This is a genomic window from Kosakonia pseudosacchari, assembly GCF_900184035.1.
GTDB lineage: Bacteria > Pseudomonadota > Gammaproteobacteria > Enterobacterales > Enterobacteriaceae > Kosakonia > Kosakonia pseudosacchari.
Genome location: NZ_FXWP01000009.1, coordinates 761,339 through 781,341, shown reverse-complemented (window position 1 = coordinate 781,341; position 20,003 = coordinate 761,339). Strand labels below are relative to the sequence as shown.

Genomic DNA, 20,003 nt, shown 5'->3' with positions numbered 1-20,003 from the left:
ACATGTTTTTTCGACCGTTAGATTTTTTTGAATAAGAAAACGGGCTCTTAACCATATATTTTTATTAAAAAAGCGCTGCACCAGGATTGCGCTTAAAAAAACAACAAAAAAAGCCGGGGCGACCCGGCAATAAGCACAAACTTAAAGAAAAATTAGTCGGTGATAAACCAGTCGTCGGCGCTTTCCCAGGTTTCCTGCAAAATTTCAGTTATGCGATCTTTATCTTCTTTTGCGCCGCCCAAAACCGAAAGATTATTTGCTGCGGCGTAGCGAACCGTAATTTTGTTTTCGCGATCGGGGTAACAATTGTTCAGACGACGAGATAACTCGCCCGCCAGCGCATCAACAGCGCCAGGCGGTAAGGGTGTGGTTTTGGCGATAGTCACTTCAATGCGCATAATAGCCCCCTGTGTAATTTACTGTATGTTTATACAGTTAAGCGAAAACTATTACAACAGGGAGCGGTAATTTTTTTATTTATTGCTTAATGCGCCAGCGCACGGTTTCACCTGCGAGGAACGGCACCAGCGAATCTTCCGGCAGCGCAATCGCCTCTGGCACCAGGCTCTCTTCACGCACCAGCTCAACAAACGTTTCGTTCACCGGTAAGCCATAGAATCGCGGTCCGTTGACCGAACTGAACGCTTCAAAATGCTGGAGAGCATTCATCTCTTCAAATACGGTTGCATAACTGCCAAGTGCGGTGGGGGCATTGAAACAACCGGCGCAGCCGCAACTGGCCTCTTTACGATGACGCGCATGCGGCGCGGAGTCCGTACCGAGAAACGCGCGACTAAAACCGCTGGCAACCAGCTCGCGCAGCGCCTGCTGGTGAACATTGCGCTTCAGGATCGGCAGGCAGTACAAGTGAGGGCGTACACCACCGACCAGCATATGATTACGGTTAAACATCAAGTGCTGGGGCGTGATAGTCGCGGCCAGCAGCTCGTTGCCTTCGCGCACATAGTCTGCGGCATCTTTGGTCGTAATATGCTCAAACACCACTTTCAGCCCCGGCAGACGCTGGCGCAGCGGTTCCATGACCGTTTCGATAAATCGCGCTTCTCGATCGAAAATATCGATATCTGCGTGCGTCACTTCACCATGCACCAGCAGCGGCATGCCCAGTTTTTCCATTCGTTCCAGTACCGGCATAATCGCATCAATGCTGGTAACACCATGGCTGGAGTTGGTCGTGGCATTCGCCGGGTAGAGTTTCGCTGCCGTAAATACCCGCTCGTTAAAACCGCGTTCGACTTCATCGGCGTTCAGGCTGTCGGTCAGGTAGCAGGTCATTAATGGCGTAAAATCATGCCCGGCGGGCACGGCGTCAAGAATACGCTGGCGGTAGGCGATAGCCGCATCCACGGTGGTGACAGGGGGAGCAAGGTTCGGCATGACAATGGCGCGGGCGTAAGTTTCGCTGGTCCACGGCACCACGGTTTTTAGCATTTCGCCATCACGTAAATGGACATGCCAGTCGTCAGGACGGCGGATTTTCAAAACCTGGGGTTGGGTCATTGGAGTGCTCCGGCTGGTGAGAAACAGGTGTTTTTTGCCGGGCACTAAGAATAAGCGGAAACGTTTTCGTTTGCATCCTTTTCCTGAAAAAAAGGCGCTCACGGCGCCCTGTTATTTAGTCAGTGAGGGGGATGATAATTTCACCCGGTTTCACCTCAATCCCTTTGGCATATTTTTTCGCCAGCGCCTCGCCTTTGCTGCTGTCTTCTTTCAGCACATAAGCAGGGCGTTGGTTAAAGTAGTTGCGTAGCGATTGATTTAGATAGGGCATCAGTGTTTGTAACACAGTCTGCATTTTTTCCGGCGTCACGGTGGCGTTAACCACTTCCATCTCTTGCAGGTAAATCGCGCCTTTTTCTTTATCAAACACCGGCAACGCTTTGAGTTTCAATTTGATGATGGCTTTCTGGTTGCCAAATAGCGAGGTCATATCCAGATTCGCATCGCCGGTCAGCGTGATTTTATTGGGTTCTTCACGACCGATTTCACTGGCCAGATTATTCAGCACAATATGGGCGTCGGCAACGCCAGGCACGCCGATGTCTTTGGCGAAGTCATTACGCTTTTGTAGCGCCTGGTTAATCTCCTGTTCGCTGATCGAATATTGGGTCAGTTGATTGCACCCCACCAGCACGCCGCTCAACAGTAGTGCTGCGGCAAAAATGATTCTCTTCATGAATTCCTCAACGTGATCGCCATGCTACGACGCAGGGGCGTAGCATGCGACACACGTTCAATAAAGGCCAGCGGAAAAAGCTGAAAGGCGTGACGGAAGCGGGCACGCTTCCGTCACAGGCGGTTAAATAGCCATCGATGACAGCACGTTAATTTGTGTCTGTTTCGCCATGTTGTCACGGTATGCTGCAACCCGGCTGGGCCAGTTGATACCGCTCACGATTGTCAGGTTACGCAGCAACGGGAAGAGATGAATATCATCATCGGAGAGTTCTCCGTTCACCGCGTTGGGCTGCACGATTAATTTATCCAGTGTGCGTAAATCGTCGCTGATATTTTTCGCCAGCCCCGCAGAGTGGGCGAGGTGCTCGGCAAAACTACCCATCGCCGCCTCCTTTTTGGCAACAAAATAGGCCCGCGCCTGCGGCGTGGAAAATTCATCAAACGCCGATTTCGCGAAGCGCGGGATCAACAGCTTATTAACGTAGCCATTCACCTTACGCAGCCACTCTTCCACTTTCGGGTTTTGTTTCCCGGTTAGTAGCGGTTTGCCGTCGAGCTTATCGACATAATGCACAATGTCCATGCTCTCCGGCAGATAACGGCTATCGTCTTTTTGCAGGATCGGCGCCATTTTCTGGCCAATCATTTTTGTGGGTGTGGCTTCGTCATCATTGAGCAGGATCTTGAGTTCGACGGGGATGTTCTTAAGGCCGAAAATCATGCGGGCTTTAACGCAGAACGGGCAGTGATCGTAAATGTAGAGTTTCACGTTTCTCCTCCATACTGGCTTATCCATCAATTACCAGTATGGAAGAGGGGATACACAGGCGCAAATCAGGCGCCGGGTTCAAGCATGGTCGGACGAATACGTTTGTGACTGAATTGCCACAGCAGCGCCATGGAGGTCATGAACCCAATAACGCCAAGCATCATCCACGGCAGTTCCGGCTGATTAAATGCTTTCCCGGCGTCAAACAGCCAGCCGCCGCCTGCATAACCAAGCGCGCCACCGAAGGCCAGTCCAAGACGGCTAAAACCCATGTAACTGCCGCGCGCACGGGCATCGGCCAACTGTGCGCTTAACGTTTCCCTGGCAGGCTCGGCAATAATGGAGCCGATGTAGAAGGTGCAAATCAGCGTCAAGAGTTGCTGCAGCGTGCCGACCATCCCCACCGGCAACAGGCTGAATGACATCACCAGCAGACCCGCCATCAGGCGATGCTCAAGGCGAAAACGTTTTTCACTCCAGCGCGCAATGGGGTAGAGCAGCGTCAGCGACAGGCAGGCTTCAATGGCGTACATCCACTTTACGGCCGCCGGTGAACCGGCAATGTCGTTAACCATAATCGGCAGCATTAGCATTACCTGCACCGCCAGCATGTAATAACCGGTAAGGGTCAGCACGTAAGTCACAAAGCGTTTGTCACGCAACACGCGCGTCAGACCGTCGCGCACCGGCGCTTTCACCGTCGACAGTTTCCAGGCTGGCAGCAGCCAGGCGTTAAACGCGGCACACAAAATAAACATCAGCGCACCAGCCGCGCACACCAGACGAAAGTCATATTGCAGCAGCCAGCTGCCGAGCAGCGCGCCAATAACGGCGCCCGCGCTGTCCTGCATCATTAACAGCGAGAAAAAACGGCTGCGTTGATGGGGGCGCACCAGTTTCACCACCAGTGCGGAGCGCGGCGGATCAAACAGCGTGCCGCCCAGCCCGGAAAGAATACAGGAAAGCCACAGCAGCCAGGGTTCATGCGCCACCGCCATCGCGGCAAAGCCGCCCGCGCGCATCAGCATGCCGGTGACAATCAGCGGCTTGGCGCCGAACCGGTCGGCAATCGCACCGCCGAAAATCCCCAAACCTTGTTGAATAAACTGACGCAAACCGAGCGCAATGCCGACCATTAATGCCGCCCAGCCAAGCTGGTCAACAAAGCGGATAGAAATCAGTGGAAAGACAACGAAAAAGCCGAGAACAACCAGCATATTATCGACAAGCAGGAAATATTTACCCAGGCTCCTTGCCTGCGATATGCGCGCCATTTCCCCTCCGGGAAATAAGAAAGATAAGACCTTCTTATTCTGCGGTTTCGTCGGGCCTTTTCCCATGGGCGCGGTGACAATATTTTTTTATCAACCTCAGCCTTTGATTGAGACTTTTCATCGAAAATGGTGTTTGACGCAGAAAATGCCATGTTGCTGTTTTCCCACAGCGCCAGAGCAACTGTATAGTAAAGGGAAGGGGTTAAAAGAGTCGTAAAACGGAAGGAGTGGTAATGCATGTTTGGCTATCGCAGTAACGTGCCGAAAGTACGCTTAGTAACAGATCGCTTGGTGGTTCGCCTGGTGCATGAGCGCGACGCCTGGCGGCTGGCGGATTATTACGCCGAAAACCGCCAGTTTTTAAAACCCTGGGAACCCGTGCGCGACGAAAGCCATTGTTATCCTTCCGGCTGGCAGGCGCGCCTTGGCATGATCAATGAATTTCATAAACAGGGTTCCGCGTTCTATTTCGCGCTGCTCGATCCGGAAGAGAAAGAGATAGTCGGCGTGGCCAATTTCTCAAACGTGGTGCGCGGCTCTTTTCATGCCTGTTATCTGGGGTATTCCGTCGGTCAGAAATGGCAGGGACAAGGGCTGATGTTCGAAGCGCTCACCACCGCCATCCGCTATATGCAACGCACGCAACATATGCACCGCATTATGGCGAACTATATGCCGCACAATAAACGCAGCGGTGATCTGTTGGCGAGGCTTGGCTTTGAAAAAGAGGGCTATGCCAAATCATATCTGTTAATTGACGGGCAATGGCGCGATCACGTGCTTACCGCATTAACCACGCAGGAATGGACCCCCGGTCGCTAAGGAGTTGTGATGAAGTATCAATTAACCGCCGTAGAGGCGAGGGTGATTGGCTGTTTACTGGAAAAACAGGTGACGACGCCGGAACAGTACCCGCTCTCCATCAATGGTGTTGTCACCGCCTGTAATCAAAAAACCAACCGTGAACCGGTGATGAACCTTGCCGAACACGAGGTTCAGGCGGTGCTGGATGAGCTGGTCAAGCGCCATTATCTGCGCACGGTAAGCGGTTTTGGTAACCGGGTGACAAAATATGAGCAGCGTTTTTGTAATTCTGAATTTGGCGATCTCAAACTCAGTTCTGCCGAGGTGGCGCTGATCACCACGCTGCTACTGCGCGGGCCGCAAACGCCGGGCGAGTTGCGCACCCGCGGCGAACGCTTGCATCAGTTCAGCGATATGGCGGAAGTGGAAAATGCGTTAGAACATCTGGCGACGCGTGAAGACGGGCCGTATGTGGTGCGCCTGCCAAGAGAGCCAGGTAAACGCGAAAGCCGTTTTATGCATCTGTTTAGCGGCGATGTGCAGACTCTGGTGAATGTTGTTGAAGCCGTCAGCCCGGCGGAAGCGTCACTTGCCGCGCGCGTCGACGCGCTGGAAGAGGAAGTGGCCGAACTGAAGCAGCGTCTGGATTCGCTACTCGCACATCTGGGGGATTAACGGTGACAACTTTACGTATCGGTGTGGTAGGGCTTGGCGGCATTGCGCAAAAGGCCTGGTTGCCAGTGTTAGGCGCAGCAACGGACTGGACGCTGGCGGCGGCCTGGTCGCCAACGCGCGAAAAGGCGCTGCGCGTGTGCGAAACCTGGCGCATTCCGTATGCCGACTCGCTGGCTTCCCTGGCGGCACAATGCGACGCGGTGTTTGTCCACACCTCGACGGCTTCACACTATGCGGTCGTCAGTGAGTTGCTTAATCTCGGTGTACATGTCTGTGTGGATAAGCCGCTGGCGGAAAACTTACAGGATGCGGAGCGGCTTATCGAGCTGGCCGCACGTAAAAAACTGACGCTGATGGTCGGGTTTAACCGTCGTTTCTCGCCGCTTTATCGTGAACTGAAACAGCAGGTGCCGCAGGCTGCCTCGCTGCGTATGGATAAACACCGTACCGACAGCGTCGGGCCGCATGATTTACGCTTCACCCTGCTGGATGACTACCTCCATGTTGTGGATACCGCGTTATGGCTGGCGGGCGGTGCCGCGCAATTAAAAAGCGGTACGCTGCTGACCAATGACGACGGCGCGATGATTTACGCCGAGCACCATTTCAGTGTTGAACATCTGCAAATTACCACCAGCATGCATCGCCGGGCGGGTAGTCAGCGGGAATGGATTCAGGCAGTGACTGACGGCGGATTGTTCGACATTACCGACATGCGCGAGTGGCGCGAAGAGCGCGGGCAGGGCGTTGTCGCCCGTCCGGTGGCGGGCTGGCAGAGCGTACTGGAGCAGCGCGGTTTCGCCGGATGCGCCCGCCATTTCATTGAATGTGTGCAAAATCAGACAGTTCCGGAAACCGCAGGCGAGCAAGCGATCCTCGCCCAGCGCGTGGTCGACAAGCTCTGGCGCGAAGCGATGAGTGAATAATGCCCGGTAACATCTGGCGATAGTAATTCGCCTTTTTCCCTGTAGACTAAGCGCTTCGCTGTACATCAACGCCTGCATTGCAGGCGTTGTGTCTTATGGAAACCAGAATGAACCTATTAAAATCGCTGGCGGCTGTCAGCTCCATGACGATGTTTTCCCGCGTGCTGGGTTTTGCGCGCGACGCCATTGTGGCAAGGGTGTTTGGTGCGGGAATGGCGACCGACGCCTTTTTCGTGGCGTTCAAACTGCCGAATTTATTGCGCCGCATTTTTGCAGAAGGGGCGTTTTCTCAGGCCTTCGTGCCGATCCTCGCCGAGTACAAAAGCAAACAGGGTGAAGATGCGACGCGGGTTTTTGTCTCCTATGTCTGCGGGTTGCTGACGCTGGCGCTGGCGATTGTCACCGTGGCCGGGATGCTGGCGGCACCGTGGGTGATCTTGGTCACCGCACCGGGCTTTGCCGATACGGCGGATAAATTCAATTTAACCTCGCAACTGCTGCGCATTACCTTTCCTTATATTCTGCTGATCTCGCTGGCATCGCTGGCCGGGGCGATTCTCAATACCTGGAATCGCTTTTCGGTGCCAGCGTTCGCGCCGACGTTTTTAAACATCAGCATGATTGGCTTTGCGCTGTTCGCGGCTCCCTATTTCCATCCGCCGGTGCTGGCGCTGGCCTGGGCCGTTACGGTCGGGGGAATACTGCAGCTGGTGTATCAGCTGCCGCACCTGAAGAAAATTGGCATGCTGGTGCTGCCGCGCATCAGCTTCCACGATGCCGGAGCGATGCGGGTTATCAAACAGATGGGGCCGGCGATCCTTGGGGTTTCGGTCAGCCAGATCTCCCTTATTATCAACACCATTTTCGCGTCGTTTCTGGTTTCCGGTTCCGTATCGTGGATGTATTACGCTGACCGCCTGATGGAGTTTCCCTCCGGCGTGCTTGGCGTGGCGCTTGGCACCATCCTGTTGCCGTCGTTGTCGAAAAGTTTCGCCAGCGGCAACCACGACGAATATTGCCGTCTGATGGATTGGGGGCTGCGACTCTGTTTTCTGCTGGCGTTGCCGAGCGCCGTGGCGCTTGGCATCCTGGCGAAACCGTTGACCGTTTCGCTGTTCCAGTACGGAAAATTCACCGCGTTTGATGCGTTAATGACGCAGCGCGCGTTAATCGCCTACTCGGTGGGGTTGATGGGGCTGATTGTGGTCAAAGTGCTGGCGCCCGGTTTTTATTCGCGGCAGGACATTAAAACGCCAGTGAAAATTGCCATTGTCACGCTGGTGATGACGCAATTAATGAACCTTGCGTTTATCGGGCCGCTGAAACACGCCGGGTTGTCGCTGTCGATTGGTCTGGCGGCCTGTCTGAACGCCGGGCTGCTCTACTGGCAGCTGCGTAAGCAGCAGATCTTTACGCCGCAGCCGGGCTGGGCAAGTTTCCTGCTGCGCCTGGTGGTTGCAGTGCTGGTGATGGCTGCGGCATTAGTGGGCATGCTGTATGTCATGCCGGAATGGTCAACCGGCACCATGCCTTATCGTCTGCTGCGGTTGATGGCCGTCGTGCTGGTCGGCGTAATGGCCTATTTCGCCACGCTGGCGCTGCTGGGCTTTAAAGTGAAAGAGTTCGCGCGTCGTACCACGGCGTAAGTCGGTGCAGAGAAGTTGAAGCGGGAAAAGAGAAAAGCAAATTGCCAGGGAATTATCCCTGGCAAACAAAAGAGGTGTGCTTAAATCGAGATTTTCTTTCCGCCACGGCTGGCGGAAGCGGTATAGCCATTCGCGCCATACAGGCTCGGTTCCTGATGCGGCTTCAGCAGTTCCAGCGCTTGCTGGTTACGCGCAATTTGTCCTTCCAGCAGCCATCCATTGTGCTGGTTAAGGTCGCGCAAATGCTGCGTTTTCTGCGTAATGGTTTGCCAGCGATCGGCGATGTCGTCGTTAGCGCTATGTTGCGCTTTTTGTGCCGAACGACGCTGTTGCTCCAGGTAATCCAGTGTGGCGAGCAATGAGCTTTTTTCTTCCGTGATACGCTGCAATGCGCTGCTTTGAATGTTACCTACGGAAAGCTGTTTTTGCTCAGCATCCATCACGTCTTTAAGAGCGCTCAGGATAACTGTCATTTGATCAAGAATGTCTGACAGTCGATTCATACTGTTATTTACTCTGCAAGTAACTCTTCGCTTCATCAATCAGGGCATCGGCGATTTTGCCGGTGTCCATCTTCAGTTCACCATTACGAATCGCGGTTTTCAGCTGTTCCACGCGTTCCATATTGATGTCATTAGCGCCAGCCTGCATCAGCTTGGTTTGCGCGCCGCTGAGGGTCACGCTGGTGCTGTTTGCCGTAGCCGCTTTTTCCAGACGCGTTTTTTGCGTTTGGGTCTCGTTAGTTTCGCGCTGTTGAACGGAACTAACCGGTTTTAAAGACGATGTGCGATCAATGCTCATAGTGTTGTCCTCATCGAGGTATCCCGGCGTTTCGGGCCTGATATCTTTAGTCGTTGCTTAATTATCGGCAGGCGACATGAATTCTTTAAAAAGATTATAGGTTAATCAGAATATTCCCATCAGCGTTCACTACACCGCTGACAATCTGCCCTGAAGCCATGCGCACACGGGCGTTTTGCGCCACCGCCGCATTGTTCAGTGCCTGACCTTCGCCGTTCACACTAAAGCCATCGCCCGACGCCACGACCTGTACACGCTGACCCGCTTTAACCCGCCACGCCTGGCGCAACATTGACAGTTGAATCGCCTGGCCTGGGGTAAGATCGCGCAAACTGACCGCATCCTGCGCCTGGGTAATATCCAGCATCGTTCTCGGCGGCAACTGATCAAGGCGGCCGCGTTTTAGCGTCACGCTGCCGGGCTGCAACATGCTGCCTCGGGCAACGGACTGCGCTGCCACCACATAGTTACCGGTCGCCTGAACCTCCACCTGCAAATAGCGCTTCACTCCTGCGCAATTCGCCAGCACGTTCAGGTTCCCCCACAGTTTCGCGTTCCCGAGCACGCTCAGCGCGGGCTGCTCGCAAGCGGGCAACAGATTTTGCGGGGTGCGTATATTTACCACTACCTCGTCGCTAAAGCCAGCAAGACGTTGAGCAAAAAATGACGTCAGCTGTGCTTGCAAGTCAGCGGCCTGAGCAAAGGCGCTTAAAAACAGTAAGGTCGCGGCTAAACCGCCTTTCAACGTGTTCATCGCAGACTCCTGCCTGTTGAGTGGTTGAGGGGATTTTAACCGCATGGTCAACCTATCAACGCAATAAATAGCGACGCATTTTGCCCTTATTCCAGCGATAAGTTTGTCAGCGGAGATTTAAGCTGTTGGCTAAATAATTGTCATCAGTGGGGGAGCCATGCTCGATAAACTTGATGCCGCACTTCGTTTCCAGCAAGAAGCGCTGAACCTGAGCGCCCAGCGTCAGGAAATTCTGGCGGCAAACATCGCCAACGCCGATACCCCGGGGTTTCAGGCGCGCGATATTGATTTCGCCAGCGAATTGAAAAAAGTCATGGAGCGTGGACGTGCTGAAGGCAGTGGCGTTGCGTTGACCATGACCTCTTCGCGCCATATTCCGGCGCAGGCGATGAGCGGACCGTCTACCGATTTGTTGTACCGCATTCCGGATCAGCCCTCGCTGGATGGCAACACCGTGGATATGGATCGGGAACGTACGCAGTTCGCTGACAACAGCGTTAAATACCAGACCGGGTTGACCGTGCTGGGTGGGCAGATCAAAAGCATGATGAGTGTTCTGCAACAGGGGAACTAATTAAATGGCATTACTGAATATCTTTGATGTCGCAGGCTCCGCGCTGACCGCGCAGTCCAAACGTTTGAACGTGGCCGCCAGTAACATGGCGAACGCCGACAGCGTGACCGGACCAGATGGCCAGCCGTATCGCGCTAAGCAGGTTGTGTTCCAGGTGGATGCTGCGCCCGGGCAAGCGACCGGCGGTGTAAAAGTTGCTGATGTGATTGAAAGCCAGGCACCGGACAAACTGGTTTACGAACCAGGTAACCCGCTGGCTGATGCGAATGGCTACGTCAAAATGCCCAATGTTGATGTGGTCGGCGAAATGGTGAACACCATGTCTGCGTCCCGCAGCTACCAGGCGAACGTTGAAGTGCTTAATACCGTTAAGGGCATGATGCTCAAAACCCTCACGCTCGGACAGTAAAGGAGACGCGCATGTCTATCGCCGTAAGAGTGGATGACCCGACAAATAATGGTGTCTCCTCGACCAGTAACAACACCAGCACAACCGGGACAAACAGTGCATCCGACCTGCAAGGCAGCTTTTTGACGCTGCTGGTCGCGCAACTGAAAAACCAGGACCCGACTAACCCGCTGCAGAACAACGAACTGACCACTCAACTGGCGCAAATCAGCACCGTGAGCGGGATTGAAAAACTGAACACCACCCTCGGTTCGATTTCCGGACAGATCGACAACAGCCAGTCATTGCAGGCAGCAAGCCTGATTGGGCATGGCGTGATGATCCCGGGACAGACCATTCTGGTGGGTAAAGAAACTTCAACGCCGTTTGGCGTGGAACTGACGCAAGCCGCCGATAAAGTGACCGCTACCGTGACCAGCAAAGACGGTACCGTGGTGCGCACTATCGATATTGGCTCGCTGACTGCCGGTGTCCACACCTTCAGTTGGGACGGCAAGATGGCAGATGGAACCGCGGCACCAGATGGCTCTTATAAAGTCTCTATTGCCGCAAGCTCTGGCGCAACACAGCTGGTTGCCCAGCCGTTGCAGTTTGCACTGGTGCAAGGTGTTACCCGCGGCAGCAACGGTAGCACACTGGATTTGGGTACTTACGGTACCACCACACTCGACGAAGTACGGCAGATTATCTAAGCCAAAACACTTATCAGGAGTAAGTCATGGCCTTTTCACAAGCGGTCAGCGGCCTAGATGCTGCGGCCACCAACCTCGATGTCATTGGTAACAACATTGCCAACTCCGCCACCTATGGCTTTAAATCCGGCTCTGCGTCCTTCGCCGATATGTTTGCCGGTTCTAAAGTGGGTCTGGGCGTAAAAGTTGCTGGTATCACTCAGGACTTTACCGACGGTACAACGACCAACACCGGTCGTGGTCTGGACGTGGCGATTAGCCAGAACGGTTTCTTCCGCATGGTGGATACCAACGGTTCTGTTTATTACAGCCGTAACGGCCAGTTCAAGCTGGACGAGAACCGCAACCTGGTCAACATGCAGGGTATGCAGCTGACCGGTTACCCGGTTGCGGGTACACCGCCGGTAGTACAGACCGGTGCTAACCCGACGACCATTAACATCCCAACGACCGTGATGTCGGCGCGTGCCACCAAGACGGCGACGATGCCGATGAACCTGAACTCGACGGCGACCATTCCGACGACGACCCCGTTCGATCCGACGAACTCGGATACCTACAACAAAAAAACCACGGTAACGTCTTACGACAGCCTGGGTAACGAACATGCGGTTGACTGCTACTTCGTTAAAACTGCGGATAACACCTGGGATGTCTACACCAAAGACTCCAGCATTTCCGGCTCTTCTTATGAAAAAGCTGCGCAGATGTCGTTCAGCTCCAACGGTACGCTCACTTCCGTGACTAACTACACCGAAGTGCTGCCGGCCACTACGCCGCGTACCTGGAACCTGAACGCCGCGCCGAACGCGCAGCCGCAGATCAACATCGCACTGGCCAGCCTGAATGGTTCTGCTGCCAGCACTTACTCACTGAGCTTCCTGAACTCCATGCAGCAAAACACCGGCAGCAGCGGCGCAGCCTCTGTTGATCAGGATGGTTACCCGCCAGGATCGCTGGTGAGCTACGCCATCAACGATGACGGCACCGTGGTGGGCAGCTACTCCAACGAGAAAACCCAGGTACTGGGTCAGATCGTGCTGGCGAACTTTGCTAACAACGAAGGCCTGAAATCCGAAGGGGATAACGTCTGGTCTGCGACCACCGCTTCTGGCGTTGCTATCGTGGGTACAGCGGGTTCCGGCAACTTCGGTAAGCTGACCAACGGCGCACTGGAAGCATCAAACGTGAATCTGAGTAAAGAACTGGTGAACATGATCGTCGCGCAGCGTAACTATCAGTCGAACGCGCAGACCATCAAAACCCAGGATCAGATCCTTAACACGCTGGTTAACCTGCGTTAATCGTCTGACGGGATGGCTTAATGGATCACGCAATATACACCGCGATGGGCGCCGCCAGCCAGACGCTGAATCAGCAGGCTGTCACCGCCAGCAACCTCGCGAATGCGTCCACGCCAGGCTTTCGCGCGCAGCTCAATGCGCTGCGCGCGGTACCGGTAGAAGGGCTTTCACTGCCTACCCGTACGCTGGTAGTGGCTTCTACGCCTGGCGCCGATATGACGCCAGGTCAACTTGACTACACCTCACGTCCGCTGGACGTGGCGTTGCAGCAGGACGGTTGGCTGGCAGTACAGACGGCGGACGGCACTGAAGGGTATACCCGTAACGGGAATATCCAGGTGAGCGCAACCGGCCAGTTGACCATTCAGGGGCATCCGGTGATTGGCGACGGCGGCCCGATTGCGGTACCGGAAGGTTCGCAAATTAGTATCGCGGCTGACGGTACGATTTCATCGCTGAACCCTGGCGATCCGGCGAATACTATCGCGCCGGTCGGCAAGCTGAAGCTGGTGAAAGCGGACGCGCAGGAAGTGGTGCGCGGTGATGACGGGCTGTTCCGTCTGAGCCAGACCGCACAAGCGACCCGTGGTACGACATTGCAGGACGACCCGTCTATTCGCGTGATGTCAGGTGTGCTGGAGGGCAGTAACGTCAAGCCGGTTGCCGCTATGACCGACATGATCGCCAGCGCCCGTCGTTTCGAAATGCAGATGAAAATCATCAGCAGCGTCGACGATAACGCCCAGCGCGCCAACCAATTGCTGTCAATGGGCTAATTAAACAGGACTACTTATGATCAGTTCATTATGGATCGCAAAAACCGGCCTCGACGCCCAACAAACCAATATGGATGTCATCGCCAACAACCTGGCGAACGTCAGCACCAATGGTTTTAAGCGCCAGCGCGCGGTATTTGAAGATCTGCTGTACCAGACAATTCGTCAGCCTGGCGCGCAGTCTTCCGCACAGACAACGCTGCCTTCGGGTTTGCAGATCGGTACCGGTGTTCGTCCGGTGGCAACCGAGCGTCTGCACAGCCAGGGCAACCTGTCTCAGACCAACAACAGTAAAGATGTGGCGATCAAAGGGCAGGGCTTCTTTGAAGTGCTGCTGCCGGACGGTACCTCGGCGTATACCCGCGATGGCTCCTTCCAGGTTGACCAGAATGGCCAGCTGGTCACGGCAGGTGGTTTCCAGGTGCAGCCTGCGATCACCATTCCGGCGAACACCCTGAGCATCACCATTGGCCGCGACGGCGTGGTCAGTGTGACGCAGCAAGGTAACGCCGCGCCGGTTCAGGTAGGCCAGTTAAACCTGACCACCTTTATGAATGACACCGGTCTGGAAAGTCTCGGTGAAAACCTGTACGCGGAAACGCAGTCGTCTGGCGCGCCAAACGCCACCACGCCTGGGTTGAACGGTGCGGGGATGCTGTATCAGGGGTTTGTGGAAACCTCAAACGTAAACGTGGCGGAAGAGCTGGTGAATATGATCCAGGTTCAGCGCGCTTACGAAATAAACAGTAAGGCAGTATCGACCACCGATCAGATGCTGCAAAAACTGACGCAACTCTAAGGCGTTATCCGGTGCGGTAAATGCCGCACCGGAACCCTGATTTCGAAGATGAATGCAATGCAAAAATACGCCGTGCGCAGCTATCCGATTATGGCTTTAGTGGCATTAACCCTGACGGGATGTGCCTGGGTTCCATCAACGCCGTTGGTTCAGGGGGCGACCACCGCTCAGCCGATTCCGGGACCGGTGCCGATGGTAAATGGATCGATTTATCAAACTGCGCAGCCGATAAACTACGGCTATCAGCCACTGTTTGAAGACCGCCGTCCGCGTAACGTGGGCGATACGCTGACGATCGTACTGCAAGAGAACGTCAGTGCCAGTAAGAGCTCGTCGGCAAATGCCAGCCGTGATAGCAAGGCCAGTTTCGGCATGGATACCACGCCGCGTTACCTGGAAGGTCTGTTTGGTAATGCCCGTGCCGATCTCTCTGCTTCCGGTGGTAATACCTTTAACGGCAAAGGTGGCGCCAATGCCAGCAATACCTTTAGCGGCACGTTGACCGTCACGGTCGATCAGGTGCTGATCAATGGCAATTTACATGTGGTGGGTGAAAAACAGATAGCCATCAACCAGGGCACTGAATTCATCCGCTTTTCGGGTGTCGTGAACCCGCGCACCATCAGCGGTAGCAACACGGTTCCGTCCACACAGGTGGCAGACGCGCGCATCGAGTATGTCGGCAACGGCTACATCAACGAAGCGCAGAACATGGGCTGGCTGCAACGTTTCTTCCTCAACTTATCGCCGATGTAACCGGGGTGAATTATGTTTAAGTATTTGACTGGCATCGTGTTAGCGCTGGTGGCGACTTTCGCCCAGGCTGACCGTATCCGGGATCTCACCAGTGTACAGGGCGTACGTGAAAACTCCTTAATTGGTTATGGCCTGGTCGTGGGGCTCGATGGTACAGGTGACCAGACGACCCAGACGCCATTTACCACCCAAACCTTAAATAACATGTTGTCGCAGATGGGGATTACGGTTCCTACCGGCACCAACATGCAGCTGAAAAACGTGGCGGCGGTAATGGTCACCGCGCAGTTCCCGGCGTTTGCACGCCAGGGGCAGACTATCGATGTCGTGGTCTCCTCAATGGGTAACGCAAAAAGCCTGCGCGGCGGTACGTTGCTGATGACGCCGCTGAAGGGCGTTGACAGCCAGGTTTACGCACTGGCACAGGGCAACATTCTGGTCGGTGGCGCAGGTGCTTCCGCGGGCGGCAGCAGTGTGCAGGTCAACCAGCTTAACGGCGGGCGTATCACTAACGGTGCGGTCATCGAGCGTGAACTGCCGACCCAGTTTGGCGCAGGCAACACCATTAACCTGCAGCTGAACCAGGAAGATTTCAGCATGGCGCAGCAGATTGCCGACACCATCAACCGTAACCGTGGTTACGGCAGCGCCACCGCGCTGGATGCGCGTACCGTGCAGGTTCGCGTCTCAACCGGCGGCAGCTCGCAAGTCCGTTTGCTGGCAGACATCCAGAATATGGAAGTCGGCGTTACGCAACAGGACGCGAAAGTCATTATTAACTCGCGTACTGGCTCAGTGGTGATGAACCGCGAAGTGGCGCTGGATAACTGTGCAGTCGCGCAGGGTAACCTTTCGGTGACGGTGAATCAGCAGGCCAACGTGAGCCAGCCAAATACGCCATTCGGCGGCGGTCAGACGGTGGTGACACCGCAAACGCAGATTGATTTGCGCCAGAGTGGCGGCTCGCTGCAAAGCGTCCGTTCCAGCGCCAACCTGAACAGCGTAGTCCGCGCGCTTAACGCACTCGGCGCGTCCCCGATGGAACTGATGTCCATCCTGCAGGCGATGCAAAGCGCAGGCTGCCTGCGTGCGAAACTGGAGATCATCTAATGTTGACTGACAGCCGACTGTTGACGAGCGCGGCATGGGACGCGCAATCACTGAATGAACTGAAGGCGCAAACCCGGCAGGATCCTGGCGCGAACCTGCGCCCGGTTGCCCGCCAGATGGAAGGGATGTTTGTGCAGATGATGCTGAAAAGCATGCGCGAAGCGTTACCGAAAGACGGTCTTTTCAGCAGTGATTCAACGCGGCTGTACACCAGCATGTATGACCAGCAAATTGCCCAACAGATGACCGCAGGCAAAGGTCTTGGCCTGGCCGATATGATGGTTAAGCAGATGGCTGGCGATCAGGCGCCTGTTGAGCCTGCCGATCAGATGCAGCAGGTGCCGATGAAGTTCCCGCTGGAAACCGTGACCTCCTATCAAAACCAGGCGCTGACACAGCTGGTGCGCAAAGCGATGCCAAAAGTGCCGGAAGATGGCGACGAACCGTTAACCGGCGACAGCAAAGACTTCCTTGCCCAGCTTTCACTGCCGGCGCGACTTGCCAGCGAGCAGAGCGGTGTTCCGCATCACTTAATCCTCGCGCAGGCCGCGCTGGAATCCGGCTGGGGCCAGCGCCAGATCCCGCGTGAAAACGGCGAGCCGAGCTTTAACATTTTTGGTGTTAAAGCCACGCCTGGCTGGAAAGGGCCGACCACGGAAATCACCACCACGGAATATGAAAATGGCGAAGCGGTGAAAGTGAAAGCCAAATTCCGTGTTTACAGCTCGTATCTTGAAGCGCTCTCCGATTATGTGGGCATGCTGACGCGTAATAAACGTTACTCGGCGGTGACCACTGCCGCGACGGCGGAGCAGGGCGCGCAGGCGTTGCAGAACGCCGGTTATGCGACCGATCCAAACTACGCCCGTAAGCTGACCAGCATGATCCAACAGCTTAAATCGATGGGTGAAAAGGTCAGTAAAGCCTACAGCACGGATATCCAAAATCTGTTCTGAAATATCTCAAGTTTTGCCCTGGGTTGCCGATAATCGTCAACAGGACTCATGTCTGAAAGTGTATAAGGAACCTCCATGTCCAGTTTGATTAACAGCGCCATGAGTGGGCTCAACGCAGCCCAGGCCGCGCTTAATACCGCCAGTAATAACATTGCCAGTTATAACGTAGCGGGTTATACCCGTCAGACGACGGTGCTCACCTCAGGCAACAGTACCCTGACCGGTGGCGGCTGGGTGGGTAACGGTGTACTCGTTACCGGTGTTCAGCGTGAGTATGACGCCTTTATTACTAATCAGCTGCGTGCAGCGGAAAACCAGAACAGCGGTTTGACCACGCGTTACCAGCAGATGTCAAAAATTGACGATGTGCTGTCGGATACCACTAACTCACTGTCAACCAGCCTGCAGAGCTTCTTTTCCAGCCTGCAAACGCTGGTCAGTAACGCCTCTGACCCGTCATCCCGTCAGGCGATGCTGGGTAAAGCGAACGGTCTGGTTAACCAGTTCAAAGTGGCCGACCAGTACCTGCGTGACCAGGATAAACAGGTAAACCTGTCTATCTCTTCAAGCGTTGATCAGATCAACAACTACTCCACGCAGATTGCCAAACTTAACGATCAGATTTCCCGTCTGACCGCGGTTGGCGGCGGTGCGTCGCCGAACGACCTGCTCGATCAGCGCGACCAGTTGGTCAGCGAACTGAACAAAATTGTCGGTGTTGAAGTCAGCGTGCAGGATGGCAACACCTACAACATCAGCATGGGTGATGGCTACTCTCTGGTGCAGGGCAGCGATGCGCGCCAGCTGGCGGCTGTTCAGTCCAGCGCCGATCCATCACGTACTGCCGTGGCGTATGTTGACAAAACCGCAGGCAATATTGAGATCCCCGAAAAACTGATCACCACCGGTTCACTGGGTGGTTTGCTGGCGTTCCGTTCGCAGGATCTTGACCAGGCGCGTAATACGCTCGGACAACTGGCGCTGTCGTTTGCTGATGCGTTTAACAAACAACATGAACAGGGTTTCGATGCGGATGGTACTCAAGGTGGTCAGTTCTTTACCATTGGCGCGCCATCAACCACCAGCAACTCAAAAAACACGGGTGATGCGGTATTGACCGCATCCGTGAGCGACAGCACGGCGGTGCAGGCGACGGATTACAAAGTGGCGTTCGATGGCACCAACTGGAAAGTTACCCGTCTGTCCAACAACACCTCTTTTGCGGTGACGCCGGATCCTTCCGATGGCACGCTGAATTTCGATGGTCTGAAGGTCAACATCACCAGCACCACTGGTCCTAAAGCCAACGACAGCTTTACCGTTCGTCCGGTGAGCAATGCGATTGTCAATATGAGCGTTGCGGTTACCGATGAGTCGAAAATCGCCATGGCTTCTGTCGCCGGTTCAGGTGCGAGCGATAACCGCAACGGTCAGGCGATGCTGAATCTGCAAAGCGCGAAAGTCGTCGGCGGGAATAAAACGTTTAACGATGCGTATGCCACGCTGGTCAGCGATGTGGGTAACAAAACCTCGACGCTGAAAACCAGTTCCACCACGCAGACGAACGTTGTGACGCAGTTGACCAAGCAGCAGCAGTCGATCTCCGGGGTTAACCTCGATGAAGAGTACGGTAACCTGCAGCGTTATCAACAATATTACCTGGCGAACGCTCAGGTTTTACAAACTGCAAGCACGCTGTTTGATGCGCTGCTCGGCATTCGCTAAGTAAGGGGTGAAAAATGCGTATCAGTACTCAAATGATGTACGAACAAAGCATGCGCGGCGTGACCAACTCGCAAAGCTTGTGGTTGGGTTACGGCGAGCAAATGGCGACCGGGCAGAAGGTTAACCGCCCGTCGGACGATCCGATTGCCGCTTCGCAGGCCGTGGTGATTTCGCAGGCGCAGGCGCAAAACAGCCAGTATGAGACGGCGCGTACTTTCGCCAGGCAGAAAGTGTCCCTGGAAGAGAGCGTATTGCAGCAGGTGACGACCGCGATCACTGGCGCGCAGGGCACCATTGTTAAAGCGGGCAACGGTTCGCTGAGTGATGATGACCGTGCTTCGCTGGCAACCGAGTTGCAGGGCTATCGCGATCAGTTGCTGAACCTGGCGAACAGCACCGACGGTAACGGCCGCTATATTTTTGGCGGTTATAAAACGGAAAGCGCGCCGTATGATGCCACTGGCACATATAGCGGTGGTAACCAGGCGATCTCCCAGCAGGTTGACGCCTCGCGTACCATGGTGATTGCGCATACGGGCACCGAGGTGTTCAACCATATCAGCAGCAACGCCACGCCAGAACCGATTGATCCGGGTACCGGCCTGCCGGGCACCTCGGAAACCGATCTGTTCAAAATGCTCGATACGGCGATTACCGCCCTGAAAACCCCGGTCGCAGGCGATGAAACCGCCAAGGCAGCAGCGCAGGCCGTAGTGGATAAAACCAGCCGTGGTCTGGGTAACTCCCTGAACAACGTGTCGACTGTTCGTGCTGAACTGGGTACGCAGTTGAACGAACTGGACACCCTCGATGCGTTGGGCGATGACCGTACGGTTGCGCTGAAACAGCAGAAGAGTGATTTGATTGACGTGGACTGGAACTCGGTGATTTCGTCTTACACCATGCAACAAGCCGCGCTGCAAGCATCCTATAAAGCGTTCACCGATATGCAGGGTCTGTCGCTGTTCCAGATGAATAAGTAATGTTTTCATTTTGAGCATGTCTTGAAACTGGGCATGTTCGGTATGCCCGCTCCATCACCCCGGAGCGGGCT

Annotated in this window: 23 protein-coding genes; 15 read left to right on the top strand and 8 right to left on the bottom strand. The window is 54.9% G+C overall.

All coding sequences use genetic code 11. From position 1 onward, the window contains the following. Positions 1-152: 152 nt before the first annotated feature. The 5 genes from dinI to mdtH all read right to left on the bottom strand — a co-directional run bounded on the left by dinI (position 153) and on the right by mdtH (position 4,242). The gene (gene dinI / locus BN2591_RS05805) at positions 153-398 is read right to left on the bottom strand and encodes a DNA damage-inducible protein I (protein WP_017456390.1); all 246 of its coding nucleotides are present in this window, start codon (positions 396-398) and stop codon (positions 153-155) included. A gap of 79 nt (positions 399-477) precedes the next feature. After that, a complete protein-coding gene (gene pyrC, locus BN2591_RS05800; RefSeq protein WP_086869766.1) occupies positions 478-1,521 on the bottom strand; it encodes a dihydroorotase in 1,044 nt (347 codons plus the stop codon). Positions 1,522-1,636: 115 nt separating this feature from the next. After that, positions 1,637-2,197, bottom strand: coding sequence for a lipoprotein (locus BN2591_RS05795; RefSeq protein WP_086869764.1), 561 nt, complete (start codon positions 2,195-2,197; stop codon positions 1,637-1,639). 123 nt (positions 2,198-2,320) lie between these two features. Beyond that, the gene (gene grxB, locus BN2591_RS05790) at positions 2,321-2,968 is read right to left on the bottom strand and encodes a glutaredoxin 2 (protein WP_086869763.1); all 648 of its coding nucleotides are present in this window, start codon (positions 2,966-2,968) and stop codon (positions 2,321-2,323) included. Positions 2,969-3,033: 65 nt separating this feature from the next. Next, a complete protein-coding gene (gene mdtH, locus BN2591_RS05785; RefSeq protein ID WP_086869761.1) occupies positions 3,034-4,242 on the bottom strand; it encodes a multidrug efflux MFS transporter MdtH in 1,209 nt (402 codons plus the stop codon). A 237-nt stretch (positions 4,243-4,479) separates the two neighbouring features. On the opposite strand from mdtH, the gene rimJ reads away from it, so the two are divergent. The 4 genes from rimJ (at position 4,480) to murJ (ending at position 8,293) form a co-directional block, all read left to right on the top strand. Further along, positions 4,480-5,064 (top strand): ribosomal protein S5-alanine N-acetyltransferase, encoded by a 585-nt coding sequence (gene rimJ, locus BN2591_RS05780; protein WP_086869759.1) that lies wholly within the window; start codon positions 4,480-4,482, stop codon positions 5,062-5,064. Between the two features lie 9 nt (positions 5,065-5,073). Continuing rightward, a complete protein-coding gene (locus BN2591_RS05775; RefSeq protein WP_086869757.1) occupies positions 5,074-5,721 on the top strand; it encodes a YceH family protein in 648 nt (215 codons plus the stop codon). 2 nt (positions 5,722-5,723) lie between these two features. After that, positions 5,724-6,647 carry a Gfo/Idh/MocA family protein gene (locus BN2591_RS05770; RefSeq protein ID WP_086869755.1) on the top strand — a complete coding sequence of 308 codons (924 nt, stop codon included), beginning with the start codon at positions 5,724-5,726 and terminating at the stop codon, positions 6,645-6,647. A gap of 107 nt (positions 6,648-6,754) precedes the next feature. Further along, positions 6,755-8,293: a murein biosynthesis integral membrane protein MurJ gene (murJ, locus tag BN2591_RS05765; RefSeq protein WP_086869754.1), complete on the top strand. Its 1,539-nt coding sequence runs from the start codon at positions 6,755-6,757 to the stop codon at positions 8,291-8,293. An 80-nt stretch (positions 8,294-8,373) separates the two neighbouring features. Here murJ and flgN read toward each other — a convergent pair whose 3' ends face one another. From flgN to flgA, 3 genes are all read right to left on the bottom strand, one after another. Further along, positions 8,374-8,796 (bottom strand): flagella biosynthesis chaperone FlgN, encoded by a 423-nt coding sequence (gene flgN, locus BN2591_RS05760; protein WP_020457429.1) that lies wholly within the window; start codon positions 8,794-8,796, stop codon positions 8,374-8,376. 4 nt (positions 8,797-8,800) lie between these two features. Further along, positions 8,801-9,094, bottom strand: a complete 294-nt coding sequence (flgM, locus tag BN2591_RS05755; protein ID WP_017456400.1) for a flagellar biosynthesis anti-sigma factor FlgM — start codon at positions 9,092-9,094, stop codon at positions 8,801-8,803. Between the two features lie 94 nt (positions 9,095-9,188). Further along, complete coding sequence (gene flgA, locus BN2591_RS05750; RefSeq protein ID WP_086869752.1) at positions 9,189-9,848, bottom strand: flagellar basal body P-ring formation chaperone FlgA; 660 nt, start codon at positions 9,846-9,848, stop codon at positions 9,189-9,191. Between the two features lie 157 nt (positions 9,849-10,005). On the opposite strand from flgA, the gene flgB reads away from it, so the two are divergent. From flgB to flgL, 11 genes are all read left to right on the top strand, one after another. Beyond that, positions 10,006-10,422, top strand: a complete 417-nt coding sequence (gene flgB, locus BN2591_RS05745) for a flagellar basal body rod protein FlgB (protein ID WP_017456402.1) — start codon at positions 10,006-10,008, stop codon at positions 10,420-10,422. Positions 10,423-10,426: 4 nt separating this feature from the next. Next, positions 10,427-10,831, top strand: coding sequence for a flagellar basal body rod protein FlgC (gene flgC, locus BN2591_RS05740; protein WP_017456403.1), 405 nt, complete (start codon positions 10,427-10,429; stop codon positions 10,829-10,831). Between the two features lie 11 nt (positions 10,832-10,842). Then, positions 10,843-11,523, top strand: coding sequence for a flagellar hook assembly protein FlgD (flgD, locus tag BN2591_RS05735; protein WP_086869750.1), 681 nt, complete (start codon positions 10,843-10,845; stop codon positions 11,521-11,523). Positions 11,524-11,549: 26 nt separating this feature from the next. Continuing rightward, positions 11,550-12,827, top strand: coding sequence for a flagellar hook protein FlgE (gene flgE, locus BN2591_RS05730; RefSeq protein WP_086869748.1), 1,278 nt, complete (start codon positions 11,550-11,552; stop codon positions 12,825-12,827). Positions 12,828-12,847: 20 nt separating this feature from the next. Continuing rightward, the gene (locus BN2591_RS05725) at positions 12,848-13,603 is read left to right on the top strand and encodes a flagellar basal body rod protein FlgF (protein ID WP_086869747.1); all 756 of its coding nucleotides are present in this window, start codon (positions 12,848-12,850) and stop codon (positions 13,601-13,603) included. A gap of 16 nt (positions 13,604-13,619) precedes the next feature. Then, on the top strand, positions 13,620-14,402 hold the full coding sequence (flgG, locus tag BN2591_RS05720) for a flagellar basal-body rod protein FlgG (RefSeq protein WP_086869745.1): 783 nt from the start codon (positions 13,620-13,622) through the stop codon (positions 14,400-14,402). Positions 14,403-14,459: 57 nt separating this feature from the next. After that, positions 14,460-15,158, top strand: coding sequence for a flagellar basal body L-ring protein FlgH (gene flgH / locus BN2591_RS05715; protein ID WP_086869970.1), 699 nt, complete (start codon positions 14,460-14,462; stop codon positions 15,156-15,158). 12 nt (positions 15,159-15,170) lie between these two features. Then, positions 15,171-16,268: a flagellar basal body P-ring protein FlgI gene (locus BN2591_RS05710; RefSeq protein WP_065368750.1), complete on the top strand. Its 1,098-nt coding sequence runs from the start codon at positions 15,171-15,173 to the stop codon at positions 16,266-16,268. Next, a complete protein-coding gene (gene flgJ / locus BN2591_RS05705) occupies positions 16,268-17,224 on the top strand; it encodes a flagellar assembly peptidoglycan hydrolase FlgJ (protein ID WP_086869743.1) in 957 nt (318 codons plus the stop codon). The genes BN2591_RS05710 and flgJ overlap by 1 nt, the downstream gene beginning before the upstream one ends. A gap of 75 nt (positions 17,225-17,299) precedes the next feature. Next, a complete protein-coding gene (flgK, locus tag BN2591_RS05700; RefSeq protein ID WP_086869741.1) occupies positions 17,300-18,949 on the top strand; it encodes a flagellar hook-associated protein FlgK in 1,650 nt (549 codons plus the stop codon). A gap of 14 nt (positions 18,950-18,963) precedes the next feature. Next, positions 18,964-19,932 carry a flagellar hook-associated protein FlgL gene (gene flgL, locus BN2591_RS05695; protein WP_086869739.1) on the top strand — a complete coding sequence of 323 codons (969 nt, stop codon included), beginning with the start codon at positions 18,964-18,966 and terminating at the stop codon, positions 19,930-19,932. Positions 19,933-20,003: the final 71 nt, after the last annotated feature.

Coding starts and splice junctions, on each gene's coding strand:
- dinI (WP_017456390.1), bottom strand. CDS start 398: ATGCGCATTGAAGTGACTATCGCCAAAACCACACCCTTACCGCCTGGC.
- pyrC (WP_086869766.1), bottom strand. CDS start 1,521: ATGACCCAACCCCAGGTTTTGAAAATCCGCCGTCCTGACGACTGGCAT.
- BN2591_RS05795 (WP_086869764.1), bottom strand. CDS start 2,197: ATGAAGAGAATCATTTTTGCCGCAGCACTACTGTTGAGCGGCGTGCTG.
- mdtH (WP_086869761.1), bottom strand. CDS start 4,242: ATGGCGCGCATATCGCAGGCAAGGAGCCTGGGTAAATATTTCCTGCTT.
- rimJ (WP_086869759.1), top strand. CDS start 4,480: ATGTTTGGCTATCGCAGTAACGTGCCGAAAGTACGCTTAGTAACAGAT.
- BN2591_RS05775 (WP_086869757.1), top strand. CDS start 5,074: ATGAAGTATCAATTAACCGCCGTAGAGGCGAGGGTGATTGGCTGTTTA.
- murJ (WP_086869754.1), top strand. CDS start 6,755: ATGAACCTATTAAAATCGCTGGCGGCTGTCAGCTCCATGACGATGTTT.
- flgN (WP_020457429.1), bottom strand. CDS start 8,796: ATGAATCGACTGTCAGACATTCTTGATCAAATGACAGTTATCCTGAGC.
- flgM (WP_017456400.1), bottom strand. CDS start 9,094: ATGAGCATTGATCGCACATCGTCTTTAAAACCGGTTAGTTCCGTTCAA.
- flgA (WP_086869752.1), bottom strand. CDS start 9,848: ATGAACACGTTGAAAGGCGGTTTAGCCGCGACCTTACTGTTTTTAAGC.
- flgB (WP_017456402.1), top strand. CDS start 10,006: ATGCTCGATAAACTTGATGCCGCACTTCGTTTCCAGCAAGAAGCGCTG.
- flgC (WP_017456403.1), top strand. CDS start 10,427: ATGGCATTACTGAATATCTTTGATGTCGCAGGCTCCGCGCTGACCGCG.
- flgD (WP_086869750.1), top strand. CDS start 10,843: ATGTCTATCGCCGTAAGAGTGGATGACCCGACAAATAATGGTGTCTCC.
- flgE (WP_086869748.1), top strand. CDS start 11,550: ATGGCCTTTTCACAAGCGGTCAGCGGCCTAGATGCTGCGGCCACCAAC.
- BN2591_RS05725 (WP_086869747.1), top strand. CDS start 12,848: ATGGATCACGCAATATACACCGCGATGGGCGCCGCCAGCCAGACGCTG.
- flgG (WP_086869745.1), top strand. CDS start 13,620: ATGATCAGTTCATTATGGATCGCAAAAACCGGCCTCGACGCCCAACAA.
- flgH (WP_086869970.1), top strand. CDS start 14,460: ATGCAAAAATACGCCGTGCGCAGCTATCCGATTATGGCTTTAGTGGCA.
- BN2591_RS05710 (WP_065368750.1), top strand. CDS start 15,171: ATGTTTAAGTATTTGACTGGCATCGTGTTAGCGCTGGTGGCGACTTTC.
- flgJ (WP_086869743.1), top strand. CDS start 16,268: ATGTTGACTGACAGCCGACTGTTGACGAGCGCGGCATGGGACGCGCAA.
- flgK (WP_086869741.1), top strand. CDS start 17,300: ATGTCCAGTTTGATTAACAGCGCCATGAGTGGGCTCAACGCAGCCCAG.
- flgL (WP_086869739.1), top strand. CDS start 18,964: ATGCGTATCAGTACTCAAATGATGTACGAACAAAGCATGCGCGGCGTG.